At 41.6% G+C, this 18,365-nt stretch carries 15 protein-coding genes; 3 read left to right on the top strand and 12 right to left on the bottom strand.

Annotated elements, in window-relative coordinates:
• Positions 1-327: 327 nt before the first annotated feature.
• Positions 328-2,421, top strand: coding sequence for a trypsin-like serine protease (locus Q4567_RS11940; RefSeq protein ID WP_216046921.1), 2,094 nt, complete (start codon positions 328-330; stop codon positions 2,419-2,421).
• Here the strand turns inward: Q4567_RS11940 and mazG are convergent.
• From mazG to Q4567_RS11905, 7 genes are read right to left on the bottom strand one after another with little or no spacing between them, the layout of a single operon-like run.
• Positions 2,410-3,246 carry a nucleoside triphosphate pyrophosphohydrolase gene (gene mazG, locus Q4567_RS11935; protein WP_303500514.1) on the bottom strand — a complete coding sequence of 279 codons (837 nt, stop codon included), beginning with the start codon at positions 3,244-3,246 and terminating at the stop codon, positions 2,410-2,412. The genes Q4567_RS11940 and mazG overlap by 12 nt on opposite strands.
• Complete coding sequence (relA, locus tag Q4567_RS11930; protein ID WP_216046923.1) at positions 3,224-5,380, bottom strand: GTP diphosphokinase; 2,157 nt, start codon at positions 5,378-5,380, stop codon at positions 3,224-3,226. Before relA ends, mazG begins: the two co-directional genes overlap by 23 nt.
• An 18-nt stretch (positions 5,381-5,398) precedes the next feature.
• Positions 5,399-6,853, bottom strand: a complete 1,455-nt coding sequence (rlmD, locus tag Q4567_RS11925; RefSeq protein ID WP_303500513.1) for a 23S rRNA (uracil(1939)-C(5))-methyltransferase RlmD — start codon at positions 6,851-6,853, stop codon at positions 5,399-5,401.
• A 2-nt stretch (positions 6,854-6,855) separates the two neighbouring features.
• Positions 6,856-7,239 carry a holo-ACP synthase gene (acpS, locus tag Q4567_RS11920; RefSeq protein WP_216046925.1) on the bottom strand — a complete coding sequence of 128 codons (384 nt, stop codon included), beginning with the start codon at positions 7,237-7,239 and terminating at the stop codon, positions 6,856-6,858.
• Between the two features lies 1 nt (position 7,240).
• Complete coding sequence (pdxJ, locus tag Q4567_RS11915) at positions 7,241-7,972, bottom strand: pyridoxine 5'-phosphate synthase (protein WP_216046926.1); 732 nt, start codon at positions 7,970-7,972, stop codon at positions 7,241-7,243.
• Positions 7,969-8,697, bottom strand: coding sequence for a DNA repair protein RecO (recO, locus tag Q4567_RS11910; protein ID WP_252728773.1), 729 nt, complete (start codon positions 8,695-8,697; stop codon positions 7,969-7,971). Before recO ends, pdxJ begins: the two co-directional genes overlap by 4 nt.
• 11 nt (positions 8,698-8,708) lie before the next feature.
• The gene (locus tag Q4567_RS11905) at positions 8,709-8,990 is read right to left on the bottom strand and encodes a hypothetical protein (RefSeq protein WP_216046961.1); all 282 of its coding nucleotides are present in this window, start codon (positions 8,988-8,990) and stop codon (positions 8,709-8,711) included.
• Between the two features lie 359 nt (positions 8,991-9,349).
• Between Q4567_RS11905 and Q4567_RS11900 the strand changes: the two genes are divergently transcribed.
• A complete protein-coding gene (locus Q4567_RS11900) occupies positions 9,350-10,813 on the top strand; it encodes a sensor domain-containing diguanylate cyclase (protein ID WP_216046927.1) in 1,464 nt (487 codons plus the stop codon).
• Positions 10,814-10,930: 117 nt separating this feature from the next.
• A complete protein-coding gene (locus Q4567_RS11895; RefSeq protein WP_303500511.1) occupies positions 10,931-11,584 on the top strand; it encodes a hypothetical protein in 654 nt (217 codons plus the stop codon).
• Here Q4567_RS11895 and mutT read toward each other — a convergent pair.
• The 5 genes from mutT to ftsZ form a co-directional block, all read right to left on the bottom strand.
• Positions 11,556-11,945: an 8-oxo-dGTP diphosphatase MutT gene (mutT, locus tag Q4567_RS11890; protein WP_216046929.1), complete on the bottom strand. Its 390-nt coding sequence runs from the start codon at positions 11,943-11,945 to the stop codon at positions 11,556-11,558. The genes Q4567_RS11895 and mutT overlap by 29 nt on opposite strands.
• Positions 11,946-12,001: 56 nt before the next feature.
• A complete protein-coding gene (gene secA, locus Q4567_RS11885; RefSeq protein WP_216046930.1) occupies positions 12,002-14,722 on the bottom strand; it encodes a preprotein translocase subunit SecA in 2,721 nt (906 codons plus the stop codon).
• 87 nt (positions 14,723-14,809) lie between these two features.
• Positions 14,810-15,712: a M23 family metallopeptidase gene (locus Q4567_RS11880; protein WP_216046931.1), complete on the bottom strand. Its 903-nt coding sequence runs from the start codon at positions 15,710-15,712 to the stop codon at positions 14,810-14,812.
• 286 nt (positions 15,713-15,998) lie between these two features.
• A complete protein-coding gene (gene lpxC, locus Q4567_RS11875) occupies positions 15,999-16,913 on the bottom strand; it encodes a UDP-3-O-acyl-N-acetylglucosamine deacetylase (protein ID WP_216046932.1) in 915 nt (304 codons plus the stop codon).
• Between the two features lie 267 nt (positions 16,914-17,180).
• Positions 17,181-18,347, bottom strand: a complete 1,167-nt coding sequence (gene ftsZ / locus Q4567_RS11870) for a cell division protein FtsZ (protein ID WP_216046933.1) — start codon at positions 18,345-18,347, stop codon at positions 17,181-17,183.
• Positions 18,348-18,365 lie beyond the last annotated feature (18 nt).

Raw genomic sequence — 18,365 nt, 5'->3', positions numbered from 1 at the left:
GTAACTGGGCAGGGCGCGAATTATACAGAAGTTTTCATAAAACGCGAGAGTATATTGCAAGTTTTTTAGGCAATTAAGTCAATCAATTCATATTCTATTCATCTAACTTGATCCATTGTAAAGGCAAGTTGCAGCGAAAATATTGGTATTTATTACAGCCGTATCAAGTTGAGATACCTGAAAACACTAAATTAGTTAATTAACCTTGTTTGAGATATATTGCCCAACAATGTAAACCATAGGTCATTTTTATGGTCATAACGCGCACTGTCTGGGATATCATTTGTCTGTTATGCGCGAATACAATTTTCTATTGGAGTCAGTTAGATGAAGTATATTAAGTGGTTTTTGTTGGTTGTTACAGCCATACAATTTAACTTAGCCTCTGCTACCAGTTTACGTTCAGAGCAAATAGCGTTGAGCAAACAGCAAAGTAGCGAAAAAAAAGACTCGGCTATTACCCCTCTGATTGTTGGAGGCTCATCTGCTGATGAGGGAGAGTATCCCTTTATGTCGGCATTAGTGGTAGTGGGTACAGAAGTGGAAACTACGGTTACGGTAAATAATACTGCTTATCAATCTGATCCATTCGGATTTGGACCAGACGGCGAAGCGACAGGTATTATAGTCGACTGTGGTATCGGCGATGCACAATGCCAAGGCGTAACAAATAATATTTGTTTAATCGAACGTGGTGAAATTAATTTTTCCGAAAAAGCGCTCAATTGTGAATCCGGTGGTGGAATTGGCGCGATTATCTATAACAACGTCGATGGGCCCTTAGAATCAGGAACACTGGGCGACGACTTCAATGGCAGCATCCCAATTGTGGGTATTACTCAAGAAGATGGACAAGCACTCATCCAATTAGAAAATGCCACCGCCAGCATTACTGTTACGACTTTGCAAGGTTCGGTTCAAGATGTCGTTTGCGGAGCAACATTTTTAGGTGAGCAATGGGTATTAACCGCAGCCCATTGTGTAGACTCTGAATTTGCAGATCAATACAGAGTTAACGTTGGTGAATACGATCTCAGAGATGGTGCAGATCAAGCATTAGCCATTAAGCGGATTTATTCCCATCCTAATTATGATTCAGAAACCTTCGATAACGATGTGGCGCTGATAGAATTAGAGCAGAGTCTTGAAAACACGGCTATTCAACTTGCAGATTCAAGCACCACAGACCAACTCGCTATCGAGAATACGATTGCGACATCTATTGGTTGGGGTGGCCGCACCGGTTACCTGCCGAACGAGGGACCTACTGGCAACTTCCCAGATATACTGCAAGAAGTGGAACTTCCCCTGCTCACCAATACCCAATGTCGCAGTGAATTAGCTAATTCACAAGGGGTAAGTCAATCGGCTACTGGTATTACCGAGCAAATGATATGTGCGGCACTGGATTCAGGTGGAGCAAGTGCCTGTCAAGGCGATAGTGGCGGGCCTTTGTTTGTTGAAACGAGTTCAGGCCCCATGCAAGTGGGTATCACCAGCTGGGGCATAGGCTGTGCAGCTGAAGGTTATCCTGGTGTATATGCCAGAGTCGGCGCTTTGCTCGGCTTCATTAACGCCACTCGCTATGGCGTTGGTATTACAGGAGAAGCGAAGATCACCAACACACCAGTCAACGTAAATTTTGTACAGCAATATACAGTGACTAATAATTCGAACAGTACGATTATGCCAACTATTAGCCTGTCTAATAGCAACGACTTTAGTATCGATAGCAGTCAATGCACGAGCTTAACGGCACAACAGAGCTGTCAGCTTTTGCTCACCTTTAATGCACAATCTCAAGGGCTTAAGTCAGCTACAATTTCGATTACATCTGATGTACAAGATATTCCCACTAGCAATATTAATATTCAAGGTTATGCGGTTGACCAAGCTACTAATTTGGCTAGTTCAATAGGCACAGCAAACGCAGCAGTGACGATATACAGTGGTGGCGACGCGGCTTGGCGAAGTAGCTCTTTGGGAGGTATTGTAAGTGGCAATATTTCAAGTAATCAAGAGAGTATTTTGATCGCCCTGATTGAAGGCGAAGGCACATTGAATTTTGAGTGGGCAGTTTCATCAGAAGAAAACGAAGATGAACCAACAGAGCCTTTTGACGCTCTTTATCTGCTGGTAAATGGTGAAGAACAAGAATTTATTTCCGGTGAAGTGGATTTTACGACTCAGAGCATATCGCTTGCTGACGGTAATCACTTAATAGAAATATCCTATCGCAAAGACTTGAGTGTTTCAGAAGGCGACGACCAAGGGAAAGTGCGTAACTTTGTATTCACTCCGACAACGCCAGTTAGCAACCCAACGACTCCAACTGATAGTAGTTCTGGAGGGGGTGGTTCTATGACTTGGTTGCTACTGCTATTACTTGCTGGTTTAGGCGCGCGAAAACTAACCTTCTAAATGTTTAACCTTTTGCCAGATGGCTTCCATCTGGCTTAGGGTAGCATCACTGAGCTCGGTTTTTTGTGCAGCAAAATGTTGCTCTACTTTGGCAAAGCGCCCAGCAAATTTTCGATTGGCTTTTCTAAGTGCTGTTTCAGGGTTCACCTTTAAATGTCTAGATAGATTCACCACCGCAAACAACAAATCGCCCATTTCTTCTTCAATACGTTGATGATCCTGGGGATCTTGCTTCACCTCTTCCATTACCTCAGCGATCTCTTCTTCCACTTTATCAACCACAGGAGCAACATCAGGCCAATCAAATCCCACTTTGGCACACTCTTTTTGGATTTTTTGCGCTCGCATCAATGGCGACATTCCGATTGGAATATTATCCAAAATACTGGCTTGTGGATGAATCCCCTTTTGTACTCGTTCCTGCTGTTTGATCGCATCCCAAGTCAGGCTTACTTGTTCTACTGAAGTCTGTTTTTGCTCGGCAAATACATGGGGGTGACGACGTATAAGCTTATCGCAGATTGTTTGCGCTATCCCTTCAAAATCAAACGCTTGCTGCTCTTTCCCCAATTGTGCATAAAACACAACTTGAAATAACAAATCACCTAGTTCATCTTGAATATCCTGCATGCTGCCATGTTCTATTGCATCAGCAACTTCATAGGCTTCTTCGATGGTAAAAGGCACTATAGTTTCAAAACTTTGCTGTTTGTCCCACGGACAACCATTTTCAGGATCACGCAGGCGTGCCATGATGCTAAGCAAGCGCTCTACTTGTGGATAATGGCTCAGTCCACCTGACTCACTTGTCGAGCCTGACGACATCAGTGACTCCTTTAACTTGTTGCAATCTGGCAATGGTTCTAGACAAACTAGCAAGATCTTTAACTTCCAGAGATATCTTGATTTTAGCTGTTTGGTCTTTAGTGTTACTTAAGCTGTTAACCCCCAACAAAGTGACCTTGTCGTTCGCCAACACAGTAGTAATATCTCGTAAAATGCCATCGCGGTCGGAAGTGTGAACATCTAAGTCGGTTAGGAAGCTGCCTCTTAAATCATTCGCCCAGTTTACTTCTATTTCCCGTTCTGGATGTTGGTCCAATAAGTGGCTTAGCTGATCACAATTTTCTCGATGCACGCTAATACCTCGTCCCATAGTGATATAGCCTTGTATTGAATCACCCGGTAAAGGCTGACAACACTTAGCAATTTGACTCATGAGATTCCCAACCCCCTCCACGACTATGGTATCCGTGGTACCTTTTGCAGGTTTACTTTGGGTGGTTTTAACGCGAGGATCGATTTCCGGTGGCGGCGCATCTAATTGTTGTAAATAATTAACCACCTGCATAATGCGCAGATCACCACCACCAATGGCAGCGTATAAATCCTCAACCTGATTCACATTGAATCGTTCACACGCCTTAGCGGCATCTTTCAAAACCAAATTAGCTTTGGAGAGTTCACGGTCTAGCAGTTCTTTTCCAGCTAGTAGGTTTTTCTCTTTGTCTTGTTTTTTAAACCAAGTATGAATTTTTGCTCGTGCCCTTGAGGAATGCACGTAACCCAAACTAGGGTGCATCCAGTCGCGACTAGGATTTAAATTCTTACCCGTCAATACTTCAACCTGATCGCCAGTTTGCAATTGATAAGTAAAGGTAACAATACGGCCATTTACTTTGGCACCATTACAGCGGTGACCTACATTACTATGGATGTAATAAGCAAAATCTAATGGAGTTGAACCCAGCGGCAAATCAATAACATCGCCCTTAGGGGTAAAGACATAAACCCTGTCGTCGAAAACCTGACTGCGTAACTCCTCCACCAAATCGCCTGATTCTGCGACTTCTTCTTGCCACAGCAGAATTTTACGCAACCAATTAATTTTATCTTCGTAAGCTGAGCGCTCTGAACTGACCCCTTCTTTATACTTCCAATGGGCGGCAATCCCTAGCTCCGCATCCTGATGCATTTGCTCAGTACGAATCTGTATTTCAACCGGACGTCCTTCAGGACCATTAACAACGGTATGTATCGATTGATATCCATTAGGTTTGGGAGTGGCAATATAATCATCGAATTCATTCGGAATATGTTTAAAAAGTGAATGGACGATACCCAAAGCGCTATAACAATCTTGCAGTCTTTCAGCGATGATTCGGACCGCTCGAATGTCATACAGTTGCTCAAAAGACAAATGCTTTTTCTGCATTTTCTTCCATATACTGTAAATGTGTTTTGGTCGGCCGTAGACTTTAACTTTTATATTGGCATTATCCATTTCAGTTTGTAAATTGGTAACAAACTCTTCGATATATTGCTGTCTGTCGGTACGCTTTTCATCTAATAATTTAGCAATTTGTTTGTATGTTTCTGGGTGTAAATAACGAAACGATAGATCCTCTATCTCCCACTTCAGTTGACCAATTCCTAACCGATTAGCAAGGGGAGCGTAGATAGTTGAACATTCACGCGCAACGATAACACGGGTTTCTTCATCCGCTTTTTTCATTTTCTGTAGCGTACAAATTCGCTCAGCTAATTTGATTAATACCGTGCGAACATCTTCGACCATGGCTAACAACATGCGCCGAATATTGTCTATTTGCGCTTCATCAGCTTTTTTACTGCTACGGCTATGCAAGGTTTTAATCGCATCCATACGACGTACACCACTGATTAGATGACGCACGCCCTTGCCAAACTCTTCTTCGATTTGATCATCATCTAAACCATGCACTTCACAATATGGATACACTAAAGACGCTTGAAGCGTTTCATCATCCATATTTAATTCATGCAGAATTTCCACCATTTCTTGGCCGACAAGCAAGATTTCCGGTGATTCAGATGTGTCTCGTAGTTTTTGTTTGGTGCTCTCCGACAGGTTCAGGCAATCAAGCCATTTATCAAATGTAGGTCGTTCTGGTTGATGAACTGTTCGGATAGAAACCATAATAATAGCCCAGTAGAGTTACTTTCGTTTATTCAGAGGCACAAATAATGCCATCAATTCAGTGTGTGCAGTTTGTGGAAACATATCCATTACACATAATTTATCGAGTCTATAATTTTTTTCAATTAATTGTGCTGCATCACGGGCGAAAGTGGCAGGATTGCAGGACACATAAAGAATATGAGATGGCTTTAAAGTAGCTAGCTGTTTAACAACAGCCAGTGCACCTTCTCGGGCAGGATCAAGTAACACTTTATTGCAGGTTTTAATTTGCTCATGCTCAGATAATTTTGTGCTATTCAAATCAGAATGAATGAAATGACAATTATTGAGTTTGTTGATAGTTGCATTATGTTGGGCTCTTTGCACCATTTTAGGTACACCTTCGACACCAACTAAACGGTCGCATTGAGCCGCAATGGGCAGGCTAAAATTACCAATTCCGCAAAATAAATCCAAAACAGCGTCAGATTTGTCTAACTCTAGCCAATCCATTGCTTGCTTGATCATGTTCTGATTAACCTGCGGATTTACCTGCACAAAATCATCATTGTGGATCTGCAGACTCAACTTAGGATTAATTTCATAAGCCAACTGCTTATCGCGCTGGGTAACAAACTCTTGTCTGTTTTGCTTATCTTCTAAAATTAACTGTAGACCATATTTTTCAGCAAACTCAGCACATAACGCACAATCTTGGTGACTCAAGGAGTGAATCGTGCGGATACAAACTTGTACACCATTATCAGCGTTTAGCAGACTAACATGACCTATATTTGAAGGTGTTTGCAACTTAGCGAACATTTGTTGTAATGGCTCAATCAACTGCTCAAGTTGTTGGTTAAGCACAGGACATTGTTGCAAGCTAAATATTTTATTACTGCCTTTGGTTCGAAAACCAAGCTTCAACGCATCTGGATTTCTCGCATCGACAGACAACCGTGTTTTACGTCGATACCCCGTTGGACTAGAGTGAAGTGCAGCTTGCCAATCTAAATTGGATTGTTTATCGCTGAACTTGCGCATCTTTTTATTTTTGCCTCCGCGAGTGGCTTTGCTAAGCACCCTTTTCGCCGGTGGCGCAGATTGATTAGTATCCAAGGCGGTGTGTAAGATTAGGTTTTGTATCGCGGCTTGCTTAAATTGCAACATCGCATCGGTTTGGCAATGTTGGGTTTGGCATCCACCACAGACATCAACATGTTCACAAAAAGGAAGCTGTCTAAATTCCGATGGCTGAAGAATGTTGAGTAAACGAGCATTACAGACTTTGCCACGATCTTCTGTTATTTCAACTTCGACGGTTTCGCCAGGTAAAACACCTTCGATAAAAATAAGCGGGTCGTGATCTGCACTAACACCTTGGGCCAAATGATCTAAGTGAGAAATCGTCACGGTAACCCGCCGACCAATCAACTGACTCTTGGAAGCATCACTACTTTTGTTCTTTTTCGGTGAATAGAAGTTAACCATGATTATTTACTCTGCTCCAAAATCACTGTGGCCATTGCATAGTGCTGCTCATCTGAAATAGACACCAAGGCATTATCAATACCACGCTGCTCACACAATTTTGCAAAGTGTCCACTAAAGCGAATTATAGGTTCACCCAACTCACCACTGGTAATTTCGATTTGTTGCCAACCCACACCATTCCCAATCCCCGTACCTAAGGCTTTAACTGCCGCTTCTTTAGCGGCAAATCGCTTCGCTAAATATCGTGAAGGATAAGGGTGTTCACGATAAATCTGCATTTCAGTGGACGTTAAAATACGTAAAGGCAATCGATCTGATTTTTCAAGTTGTTTCTCTAATCGCACTATTTCTATAATGTCTGTACCCAGACCTAAAACGGCCAACTTATGCCCTCGCCTCTAACATCAGTCGTTTCATATCGGCAACCGCAGTGGCTAATCCATCAAACGCAGCACGGGCAATAATCGCATGGCCTATATTCAATTCAATAATTTCATCCAATGCAGCAATCGGTTTGACGTTGTGATAATGCAAACCGTGACCGGCGTTAACCTTTAATCCCAAAGAATGGGCGTAACTTATCCCAGTTTTAAGCTTTTCCAACTCTACTAACATTTGAGCTTCGGTAGTCGCCTCGGCATATTGACCTGTATGTATTTCAATGTACGGCGCGCCCGCTTTTAGCGCAGCATCGATTTGATTCTTTTGCGCATCGATAAATAGCGACACTTGGATATTTTGTTCGCCCAATCGCGAACAAGCCTCTGTTAATTTACTGAGATTACCCGCAACATCTAAACCACCTTCAGTGGTAAGCTCCTGTCTTTTTTCAGGCACCAAGCAACAAAACTCAGGTTTAGTCTGGATAGCTATCGCGAGCATTTCTTCGGTCACTGCCATCTCTAAATTTAAGCGAGTATTGATGGTTTCTCGAAGCAGTCTCACATCGCGATCTTTAATGTGCCGGCGGTCTTCACGCAAGTGAACTGTGATCCCATCAGCGCCTGCGCGCTCTGCAATATCGGCGGCATGCACAGGATCAGGGTATTGGGTTCCTCGCGCATTTCGCAATGTGGCGATGTGATCAATATTCACACCCAAGAAGATATCACTCATTCAGTTCGCTCCAATTTAATAAATAACTCTCTGCTTTTTAACGGTTTATCACCGATAATAGGTTTAAAAGCCATCCGTGTAACACGCTTGGCAACTAGTAAACTTTGTTTGTCCCACTGAAAACTAGCAACATTTTCTAAATCTGTTCCTAGAAAACAATTAGCGGTTTGCTCCACCTGATTAAGACGATAAAAACCGCGATCACTAATGAAACTATAATAGCCATTGGGTTCTAATTTGTCGCCAGAATGACAATCAGATTGCCAATCGAATCCGTAACCAATATTGTGAATCAGACTGATTTCAAATTCCCGTAATACAACTTCAATTGATTCATTGTTAGCAAGGCGAAGCAGGCTGGCCATATAAAGGTCAAACACTTCAGGATATGACACTTCTTTTGGCAATACTCGATTAAGCAGTTCATTCAAATACATTGCGGAAAATAATACTGCACCTTGCAACAAAAAAGCTCTGCCATTTCCTTCAATTTGTGCAAGGTTTTTCAATTCATGCCTTCCACTGAACGTTAGGCTCAGGGGTTGGAATGGCTGTAGAAGACTCTTTTTTTCATTCGACTTGGCGCTTTTACCGCCTCTGACTCCGCGGCACACGGCAGAGATACGCCCCTGTTGCTTAGTGAAAAAATCTACAAGAAAACTGGTTTCCCGATATTGTCGTCGATGAAGAACTAACCCATTGAGCATTGCATTGTGCTCAGCCATCGCCAAAATTCCTAAGCTATTTTGATTCTAACCACTTTCATCGCTTCAAATTCTATTCCCGCAACAGTTTCAACTATTGGGTAATAAGTAAGATTCACCTGACAACCATTGAGGTTTTTGTATTGTTTCTTACGACGAAATTTAAAAGGCACGTCTTGTCCTTCAACCATCACTGTATTCATGATCCAGTCTTCATCTTTGCGTTGTACATGAGAAACTACTTTCATCATCTCGGAATGAATCAAGTTGTCATGTTTATCCAGTAATTTGGAAATGTTGGATTTGGCCATAATCTTCTTAGTCTAAATGTTTAAGGTAAATTTAAGGTAACCAAAGCTAAGTAAATATACTTAAAGACGAAATATTACCTCTTTATTCATCTCTTCTATGGTTGCAGCTTCTGTATAATAACATTTACCGTGTGAAAATGGACAATAAAGCACAATCCTCCTTCCTAGTTACGGATTAAGCCCCTGAGTCTAAATTAAATTGTCCGATAACAAGCCCCTGATTTAGCACGACCTTTAGCCACTAAACGTAACCGCAAAGAGATTTCTTAGTATTTTTTCCGCCTAATTTTTATACTAAAGTTGAATGGTGTTTATTGGCTGGTTTGTTAAAGTCCTACGCTCAGTAAATATAGGTTTAAGTAATGGTCCAAAAATGGCGAAGATACTTCAAGAATAAAGTTATAGTTGCCATAGTTGCATTCATTTTTGCAGTGGCCTTAAGCGCAATTATTTCACTTTTGAAGTCAGTAGAAACACAAAGTCTATTGGAGCAAGAGAGCCTTACCCCTGCCTTCAATTTAGTCTCAGAAGAAATCGTAAAACCTTTGTTTATCGCTGAAACAATAGCGCGGGCATCAAGCCTGAAAACGTTGATGAATGACACAGTTATCGATCAAATCGCAATTGAACAGAAGCTCAAAGATTTATCGGAAGAATTCAAAATGGAGTTTTTTGTTGCCAACGAAAGCAACCGAACTCAATATAATTCCGATGGTCCATCATTGGCTTTGGATGAAAATAAAGTTGAATGGTATTTTCGCGCCAAAAAAACCAAGCATAAAATCGTCGGCATATTAGGCAATCGCCAAGATATACGCATTTATTATGATGTAAAAGTACATAATGACGAAGGTGAGTTTCTTGGGTTCATAGGGCTAAACAAAAAATTAACTACTTTCATCAATGCCTTCGACGATTTTAAAAGACAATATGGTTACGATTTTGTTTTCGTTGATCACAATGACAACATTGTACTGTCTTCTGACACAAACTTGGTAGCTGATGGCAAGCGCATCTTGCAGCTAAATCAACTGCCTTGGTATGCCCCATTTATTTCTAAACGAAATAATATCAACCACTATAACAATTATCTTGTTGAAGTAGCAGGAGATGACTTGCTCATTGCAGAGGCAGATTTCGAGTCATTAAATTGGAAAATGTTTTTAATCAACCCTTTGAAAGTTCGTCAGATTGCTGCAACTGAAGACTTTATAATTCAAACCGTTTACATCATTATCGCAATCTTTACTGCAATTTTGATTATTTGGTTAATCGGCAAGTCGTTACAAGGTGAATTTGCAAAACGCCATCAAAGAGATCCATTAACTCAACTTCCCAATAGAGCACATTTAGCTTGGCACTATGAAAAAGTAGCCAGAATGAATAAATCCATTGCTGTGATAATGGTGGATTTAGATCACTTTAAGGATATAAACGATACTTACGGTCATAGCGTTGGTGATAAGGCATTGTGTGAAGTCGCCACTTTACTTCAGTCTTTTCTAAGGGATATTGATATTGTCGCTAGATGGGGCGGAGAAGAGTTCGTTATTCTGCTCCCTGCAGCGGATATTACGATTGCTAATCACATCGCAGACAGGGCGCGAACAGTTATCGCCAAACATATCTTTGTTGCAGATAAAAAAGTGATTCAAATTACCGCTAGTTTTGGGATAAGCGCAGATACGGGTAAATCTAATTTGACACAACTTATCGACAGTGCAGATGCAGCTTTGTATGAGGCCAAAAATAGCGGGCGTAACAAAGTATGCTCGGTGAAACAGCCCGTACGTAGTAATCCACAAAAGACCTATGCCCACGGATAACCCTTGACTTAGGCTGCCTGCAGTTCACCTGATCACTTCATTTGAGTTGTATTAGTTGCCTAGGCCCTTTGCTATACTCCCTTGCAATTAAAACTGTTCATTTTTTAAGGCTGTAGAGTGGTTAAAACGATCTGGTGTAATGTGGTTTTGCTGTGTTGTTTGCAAATATTAGTGGGCTGCCAGCAAGAGCCAGCCAAAACGGATGCAATGTTGTACCGAGAAGCAACTGTTACGCAAGCACAAATCCCCCTCGATAAAGCCTTGTTGTTATTAACCCCTGAAGTCAGAAATGCCCCTATGGCAAATCTAGATACCTTAATTATTGCCAACCAAGGGTTGCGCGATGCTCGCCAGGTTTATGCAAAAAATAATATTACCCATTATCAAGATGAAAAATTAACTGAGCTCGAAGGGGTAATTCAAGCGTTGGAACCAAACCTGGTAGACAGAGCCAAATCTCTACTCAATCAAGTGCTTGATCGCACATCTGAATTACGTAAACAGATTGAAGAAGCCAAAAACCAACCGTTCAGCGCCAGAGGGAATGACACGGCGCAATTAGTCGAATTCCTTGGCAAACAATATAACGAGGATGTGAAAGACTGTTGCTTGAATCAACTTTCGCAAATTGATCAGTTGCTCAAAAGCAAATCCAAGGAACACAGAGAATTAATCATTTTAATTCGCTCAATCAACCAAGAATTAGCAACTGTTATAAAACAAAAAGACTATGCAGATAAGCTTAAAAGTCGGATTCAAGCTTCGCTATAATGGCTTGATTCGCTGCCGGAAAGGTCAAGCTAGCAAGGCTATCGATAGCCACCCACTGAGTTAGTTGACCTTCTTTTCCGCAGGGCTCATTGCTAAATTGTTCAACTAATTGAATATGTAAACGAACTTGTTTATCTCCGTAATCATGTTCAATTAACATAAATTCAGACTGCGAAACAACATCGATACCAACCTCTTCATGTAACTCGCGCGCTGTGGCTTGGGCAACGGTTTCGTTTGCTTCAATCTTGCCGCCAGGAAACTCCCATAACCCTCCTTGATGCAAATCGTCAGCTCGCTTACTAATAAAGATTAGATTATCCCGTTTAATGACGCCAACCGCCACGTCTACAATTTTCATTCGTTAATTTCCACAAAAAAAGGGCAAAAATGCCCTTTTTATATATTCAAATAAGGTTAACTTAGTTTACCGTGACACTGCTTGTATTTTTTACCTGAACCACAAGGACAGGGATCATTACGGCCAACTTTAGCGCCTTCACGCACTGTTGTTGTAGGTCCAGCGTTAGCACTTTGCTCTGGCTCATTTGGCGATTCATGTTCGTAACTCTTTTGAACTTCATCGGCTTGCCTACGTTGCTCTTCAACTGCTTCAACATCAGATTCGGCTTTAACCCGTACCTTGCTAAGAATGTTGATCACTTCGACTTTAAGATTCTCTAGCATCTCAGAAAATAGTTGGAAAGATTCACGTTTGTATTCTTGTTTTGGATTTTTCTGAGCATAGCCTCGTAAATGAATACCTTGGCGTAAATGATCCATCGCAGCCAAATGTTCTTTCCACGAACTATCCAGATTTTGCAACATGACTGCTTTTTCAAATTGACGCATAACATCTGCACCAACCGCCTCTTCTTTTTCTTTGTAGGCGTCATTTACACCAGCATGGATACGTTCACGTAGCTTTTCTTCGAATAATTTGTCGTCTTCATCTAGCCACTTCTGGATGGGTAATTCCAATAAGAAGTCACCTTGAATACGCTCTTCTAAACCGGCAACATCCCACATCTCTTCAAGAGATTGAGGCGGTATGTAGTCGTCAATAACACTATTGACTACATCTTCTCTGATTGCCTGAATGGTTTCACTGATTTCACCTTCATCTAACAACTCATTACGTTGTTCGTAAATTACTTTACGTTGATCATTGGCTACATCATCATATTCTAAAAGCTGTTTACGCATATCGAAGTTGCGTCCTTCAACTTTACGTTGCGCATTTTCGATGGCACGTGTCACCCAAGGGTGTTCAATAGCTTCACCGTGTTCCATGCCTAAGCGTTTCATCATATTGCCCATTTTTTCAGAAGCAAAAATACGCATTAGTGCATCTTCTAATGATAGATAGAAACGTGAAGAACCTGGGTCACCTTGACGACCAGAACGACCACGTAATTGATTATCAATACGTCTTGATTCGTGACGCTCAGTACCAATGATATGTAGTCCACCAGCTTCAATAACTTTCTTGTGATCTTCTTCCCACTGCGCTTTGATTTTGGCTACTTTTTCAGGTTTAGGGTCATGTATTTTTGCAACTTCAGATTGCCAGTTACCACCCAACACTATATCTGTACCACGACCAGCCATGTTAGTCGCTATTGTCACCGCACCAGGACGACCTGCCTGTGCGACAATATCGGCTTCACGCAAATGTTGTTTGGCGTTCAATACTTCATGGGGAATCTTAGCTTTTTTCAAGACTCGCGAAAGCAACTCTGAATTTTCAATGGAAACTGTACCCACCAAAGTTGGTTGACCACGTTTAACACATTCTTTTATGTCTTCAACTATCGCTTCGTATTTCTCTTCGGCAGTTAGGTAAATTAAGTCTGCTTTATCGTCACGAAGCATAGGTTTGTTGGTTGGAATAACCACAGTTTCCAAACCATAAATATGGTTAAACTCAAATGCTTCAGTATCAGCTGTCCCCGTCATACCTGCCAGTTTTTCATAAAGTCGGAAGTAGTTCTGGAACGTTATTGAGGCAAGTGTTTGGTTTTCGTTTTGAATTTTCACACCTTCTTTAGCTTCAACAGCCTGATGTAAACCTTCTGACCAACGGCGTCCTTCCATAGTACGGCCGGTATGTTCATCAACAATGACTATCTCGTCGCCATTGACTATGTAGTCAACGTCTTTATTAAATAATTTATGGGCTCTCAAAGCAGCATTAACGTGATGCAGTAAAGAAATATTTGAAGCTGCGAATAATGATTCATCCTGCGGCAAGATACCGTTTTCTTTGAGTATTTCTTCAACGTGAATCTGACCACGTTCAGTTAAGTGAATTTGCTTACCTTTTTCATCGATGGTGAAATCACCTTCACCTTCACGGCCCGCTTCATCGCCTTCTTTATCTTCGTCAGCTTGTTGCACTAAATGTGGAATAATTAAGTTAATTTGGCGATATAACTCTGAACTGTCTTCCGCCTGACCAGATATAATAAGTGGTGTTCTGGCTTCATCAATCAGAATGGAATCAACTTCATCTATTACTGCAAAATACAGTTTCTTTTGAACACGGTCATTGGGACTAAACGCCATATTGTCGCGAAGATAATCGAAACCAAATTCGTTGTTGGTACCGTAAGTAATATCCGCTGCGTAGGCTTCTTTTTTCTCAGCATGGGACATACCAGGAACATTACAACCCACTGTCAAACCCAGGAATTCAAATAATGGACGACTCCAATCAGCATCACGTTTAGCCAAGTAATCGTTTACGGTTATAACATGCACGCCCTTACCAGATAAACCATTCAAATAAGCAGGCAACGTAGAAGTAAGGGTTTTACCCTCACCGGTACGCATCTCAGCAATTTTACCTTCATGCAGCACTTGGCCACCGACCATTTGCACATCAAAATGACGCATCGAGAAAACCCGTTTACTGGCTTCTCTTACAACAGCAAAAGCTTCAACCATGATGTCATCTAGACTAACGCCATCTTGAATGCGTTGCTTAAACTCAACCGTTTTAGCTTTAAGCTGCTCATCGTCCAAGGCTTCGAACTCAGGCTCTAAGGCGTTAATTTCGACAACACGTTTGTTAAGTTTTTTTAGCAGGCGGTCATTACGACTACCGAAAATTTTTCTGAATATACTCGAAAACATCGATTTACAGCTTCCAATCTAATAGAGAGATAAAACAATCGGCTCCCAATGGAGCCGATTTTCAAATTTACGTGGTTAAATCACTTATCACTTTCGATAAACAAACGGCAGCGGATCTTGCTGCTTGCCATTTTTAATCACTTCGTAATGCACATGAACGCCTGTTGACCGTCCGGTACTTCCCATAAGGGCTATTTCTTGGCCTTTGGTGACCACATCCCCAATCTTAACACTTATGCCTTGATTGTGACCATAACGTGTGACAAGACCATTGCCATGATCAATCTCAACTAATTGACCATAACCATATCGCTCCCCCGCCCATGTTACTAGGCCAGCTCCGGTAGACACAACAGCGTCACCTTGTTTGCCAGCAAAATCGAGACCTTTATGCATTGTCGGCAAGCCACTAAATGGGTCTTTCCGCACACCATAGTATGAAGATAACCACCCTGAGGTGATTGGACGCCCTTCTAAATGAGTCTGATCGTCTATATGGTGATTCATCATGATGGATTCAAGGGCTGCAAGTTGTTGAGTTTTACTATCTAAGCTTTCAAGCATCGAATCAATGCGCTCCAGCAACTCATTACTGCCTTGAATAGTAATAACTGAATCGGTGATTGGACCACCAACACTACTCAACTCTTGGAAGCCAAACTCATCTTGATTTAAACCAGCTTGTTCTACCAACCTTGCCCCTAACGCATTGACACGTTGAATCTGGCTTTGCACGTCTGCCAAATTAAGCATAATGCCAGCTAATTGTTGTTCTGTTGCTGATTTTAGCTCTGATACGTCTCGTTTTTGCTCAATAAAGCCGCTTTTTGCATACTCTATACGAGCATGAGACTCATCAATCTTATGATTAGTGCGACTTGAAAGCATAACCAGCCCGCATACCAAAACAAAGCCGACAACCAATCGCCGCTTTCCTATGTGATAGGAAAACTCCGTTGATTTGCCTTTATAATGTAGTGTTAAACTCATGTAAGGTATTCTCGTGATTATTTAGCTGGAATGGATACTAAACCTGTTAGCCCTAGGTTAATAGCTCTAATAGGTATCTGGAAACAATCCAACCGATTACTTTTCATACAGTTTCATTGGCTTTTTGTTCGTTATTTTTCGCCAAGCTGCATTTCGTTTTTTTCTAACCCCAAACAATACCTTGTAGAACATTAGGTTATCAAGGTATTTATATGAAGTGTTTTGTTCTTTTAGCCAGATGCTAAACTAAAAAATGCCGCAGATGCGGCATTTTGATGTTCAATAGCTAATTTGCTAAAACTGCAGATGCAAAATGAATGGGGACTTCATCTTGATTTTCGTACGTTACATATTCCCAGCAAGTCTGGTCATTTAACATCGCATTGAGTAGCTTGTTATTTAGACCATGACCTGATTTGTATGCTTTCAACTCACCAACAATACTGTGAGCTCCCAGGTATAAATCGCCTACCGCATCAAGAATTTTATGTTTCAAAAACTCATCTTGATAACGTAAACCTTCAGGATTCAACACTCGGTATTCATCCAGAGCAACTGCATTTTCCATGCTGCCACCCAAGGCCAAATTATTGGCATTCATGTATTCGAAGTCGCGCATAAAACCAAAAGTTCTGGCTCGACTTACCTGATCAACGTAAGAGGATGCATCAAAATCCATCACAATGTGTTGACGAGTTTGACTAATAACTGGGTGTTCAAAATCAATTTTGAAATCCACTCTGAAGCCATCGTAAGGATGAAACTCCGCCCACTTATCGCCGTCTTCAACACGTATGTGTTTAATAATACGAATGAACTTTTTGGGTGCATTTAGCTCTTCAATACCCGCTGATTGCAGCAAGAAAATGAACGGACTCGCGCTGCCGTCCATAATCGGAAGTTCATTACTGTCTACTTCAACAATAATGTTATCGATGCCTAAACCAGCCAGGGCTGAGGATAAATGCTCAACAGTATAGATTGATACCCCGTTTTCATTACTCAAACAGGTACACAGCACTGTGTCGCCTACAGCATTCGCTTTGGCAGGAATATCCACATGGGGCTCAAGATCTATGCGGCGAAATACAATACCAGTATTCGCCGGCGCAGGCCGGAGAGTCATGGAGACCTTTTCACCTTTGTGCAGACCTATCCCTGTTTCTTGCACAGCATGTTTGATTGTGCGTTGCTTTATCATCTAACTGTTGCCTATCCCAAAAACATTATATCAGCTAAAAACCGGCGCGTATTATACTGACCAACTGGTCTAATGTCAAAAATCTGTCATATTTGTTAAACCGCACTTTCACATCTAGTCAGTAATATTGTCAATTTCACATTCGACATCTATCACCTTATGACCAAGCACAGTATAACCATTCGCGTTTTTAAGCTTTCAAAAATTCGTAATTATCTATCTAGCTATGACCACTAATTCGCCAAAAAATTCAAATTCGGCGAAAAATCAGTCTGCCTGCTTGCGTAAAAATGCAGGAATATCCAAATACTCATAATCAGTATTGGCTTCCGTTTTTTCTTCGGTTGCGACAGCTTTATTCATATCAGTGGCTGTATTACCAATTCGATCACCGCCATCAGGCTGTAATTTGAATTGTTTTGCTTCCGCTGATACCCGTGAGCCTTGACTGCTAACCAATGAGATATCTGGTTTACGTTCTGCACCAATGCCTGTAGCCACAACGGTTACTCGTAATTCATCACTCATATCCATATCAATAACGGTACCTACAACGACGGTTGCATTTTCAGAGGCAAAGGCTTTAACCGCATTACCAACTGTTTCAAACTCATCAATCGCAAAGTCAGGACCAGCAGTGATATTAACCAAAATACCGCGGGCACCAGATAGATCGATATCTTCCAACAATGGACAAGCAATAGCCGCTTCAGACGCTTCTTCTGCACGGTCTTCACCTTTAGCAGAGCCACTTCCCATCATCGCTGTACCCATTTCAGACATCACAGTTTTCACGTCTGCAAAGTCAACGTTTATCAAACCTGGACGCGTGATTAGCTCGGCAATACCCTGAACCGCACCACGTAACACATCATTGGCTTCGCTAAATGCTTTAAGCAATGGCGTACCACGCCCCATTACTTTCAATAACTTTTCGTTAGGAATAGTAATTAATGAATCAACGTATTTTGATAACTCTTCAATACCTTGATCAGCGAATTCTGTACGTTTTTTACCTTCAAACGGAAACGGTTTGGTCACAACAGCAACTGTCAAAATGCCTAATTCTTTAGCCACTTTAGCCACTTCTGGTGCAGCACCTGTTCCTGTTCCACCGCCCATTCCAGCGGTAATAAATACCATGTCAGCACCTTCAAGGGCTTGACGAATATTTTCACGGTCTTCTTCTGCAGCTTGGCGACCTATATTTGGGTTAGCGCCAGCTCCTAGCCCCTTAGTGACACCTGAGCCGATTTGTAAAGTTAGGTTGGCAGATGAACTACGCAAAACTTGGGCGTCAGTGTTTACCGCAATAAACTCTACACCTTCAATACTTTGCGAAACCATGTGCTCAATTGCATTGCCACCGCCGCCGCCGACGCCGATAACCTTGATGACAGCTTCTTCGCTGTGACTATCCATTAATTCAAACATTATTTTTCTCCGATTTTT

The organism is Aliiglaciecola sp. 2_MG-2023, from assembly GCF_030548145.1.
Classification (GTDB): Bacteria; Pseudomonadota; Gammaproteobacteria; order Enterobacterales; family Alteromonadaceae; genus Aliiglaciecola; species Aliiglaciecola lipolytica_A.
This window is presented reverse-complemented; position numbering and strand designations above follow the sequence as displayed.

Coding starts and splice junctions, on each gene's coding strand:
- Q4567_RS11940 (WP_216046921.1), top strand. CDS start 328: ATGAAGTATATTAAGTGGTTTTTGTTGGTTGTTACAGCCATACAATTT.
- mazG (WP_303500514.1), bottom strand. CDS start 3,246: ATGTCGTCAGGCTCGACAAGTGAGTCAGGTGGACTGAGCCATTATCCA.
- relA (WP_216046923.1), bottom strand. CDS start 5,380: ATGGTTTCTATCCGAACAGTTCATCAACCAGAACGACCTACATTTGAT.
- rlmD (WP_303500513.1), bottom strand. CDS start 6,853: ATGGTTAACTTCTATTCACCGAAAAAGAACAAAAGTAGTGATGCTTCC.
- pdxJ (WP_216046926.1), bottom strand. CDS start 7,972: ATGAGTGATATCTTCTTGGGTGTGAATATTGATCACATCGCCACATTG.
- recO (WP_252728773.1), bottom strand. CDS start 8,697: ATGGCTGAGCACAATGCAATGCTCAATGGGTTAGTTCTTCATCGACGA.
- Q4567_RS11900 (WP_216046927.1), top strand. CDS start 9,350: ATGGTCCAAAAATGGCGAAGATACTTCAAGAATAAAGTTATAGTTGCC.
- mutT (WP_216046929.1), bottom strand. CDS start 11,945: ATGAAAATTGTAGACGTGGCGGTTGGCGTCATTAAACGGGATAATCTA.
- secA (WP_216046930.1), bottom strand. CDS start 14,722: ATGTTTTCGAGTATATTCAGAAAAATTTTCGGTAGTCGTAATGACCGC.
- Q4567_RS11880 (WP_216046931.1), bottom strand. CDS start 15,712: ATGAGTTTAACACTACATTATAAAGGCAAATCAACGGAGTTTTCCTAT.
- lpxC (WP_216046932.1), bottom strand. CDS start 16,913: ATGATAAAGCAACGCACAATCAAACATGCTGTGCAAGAAACAGGGATA.
- ftsZ (WP_216046933.1), bottom strand. CDS start 18,347: ATGTTTGAATTAATGGATAGTCACAGCGAAGAAGCTGTCATCAAGGTT.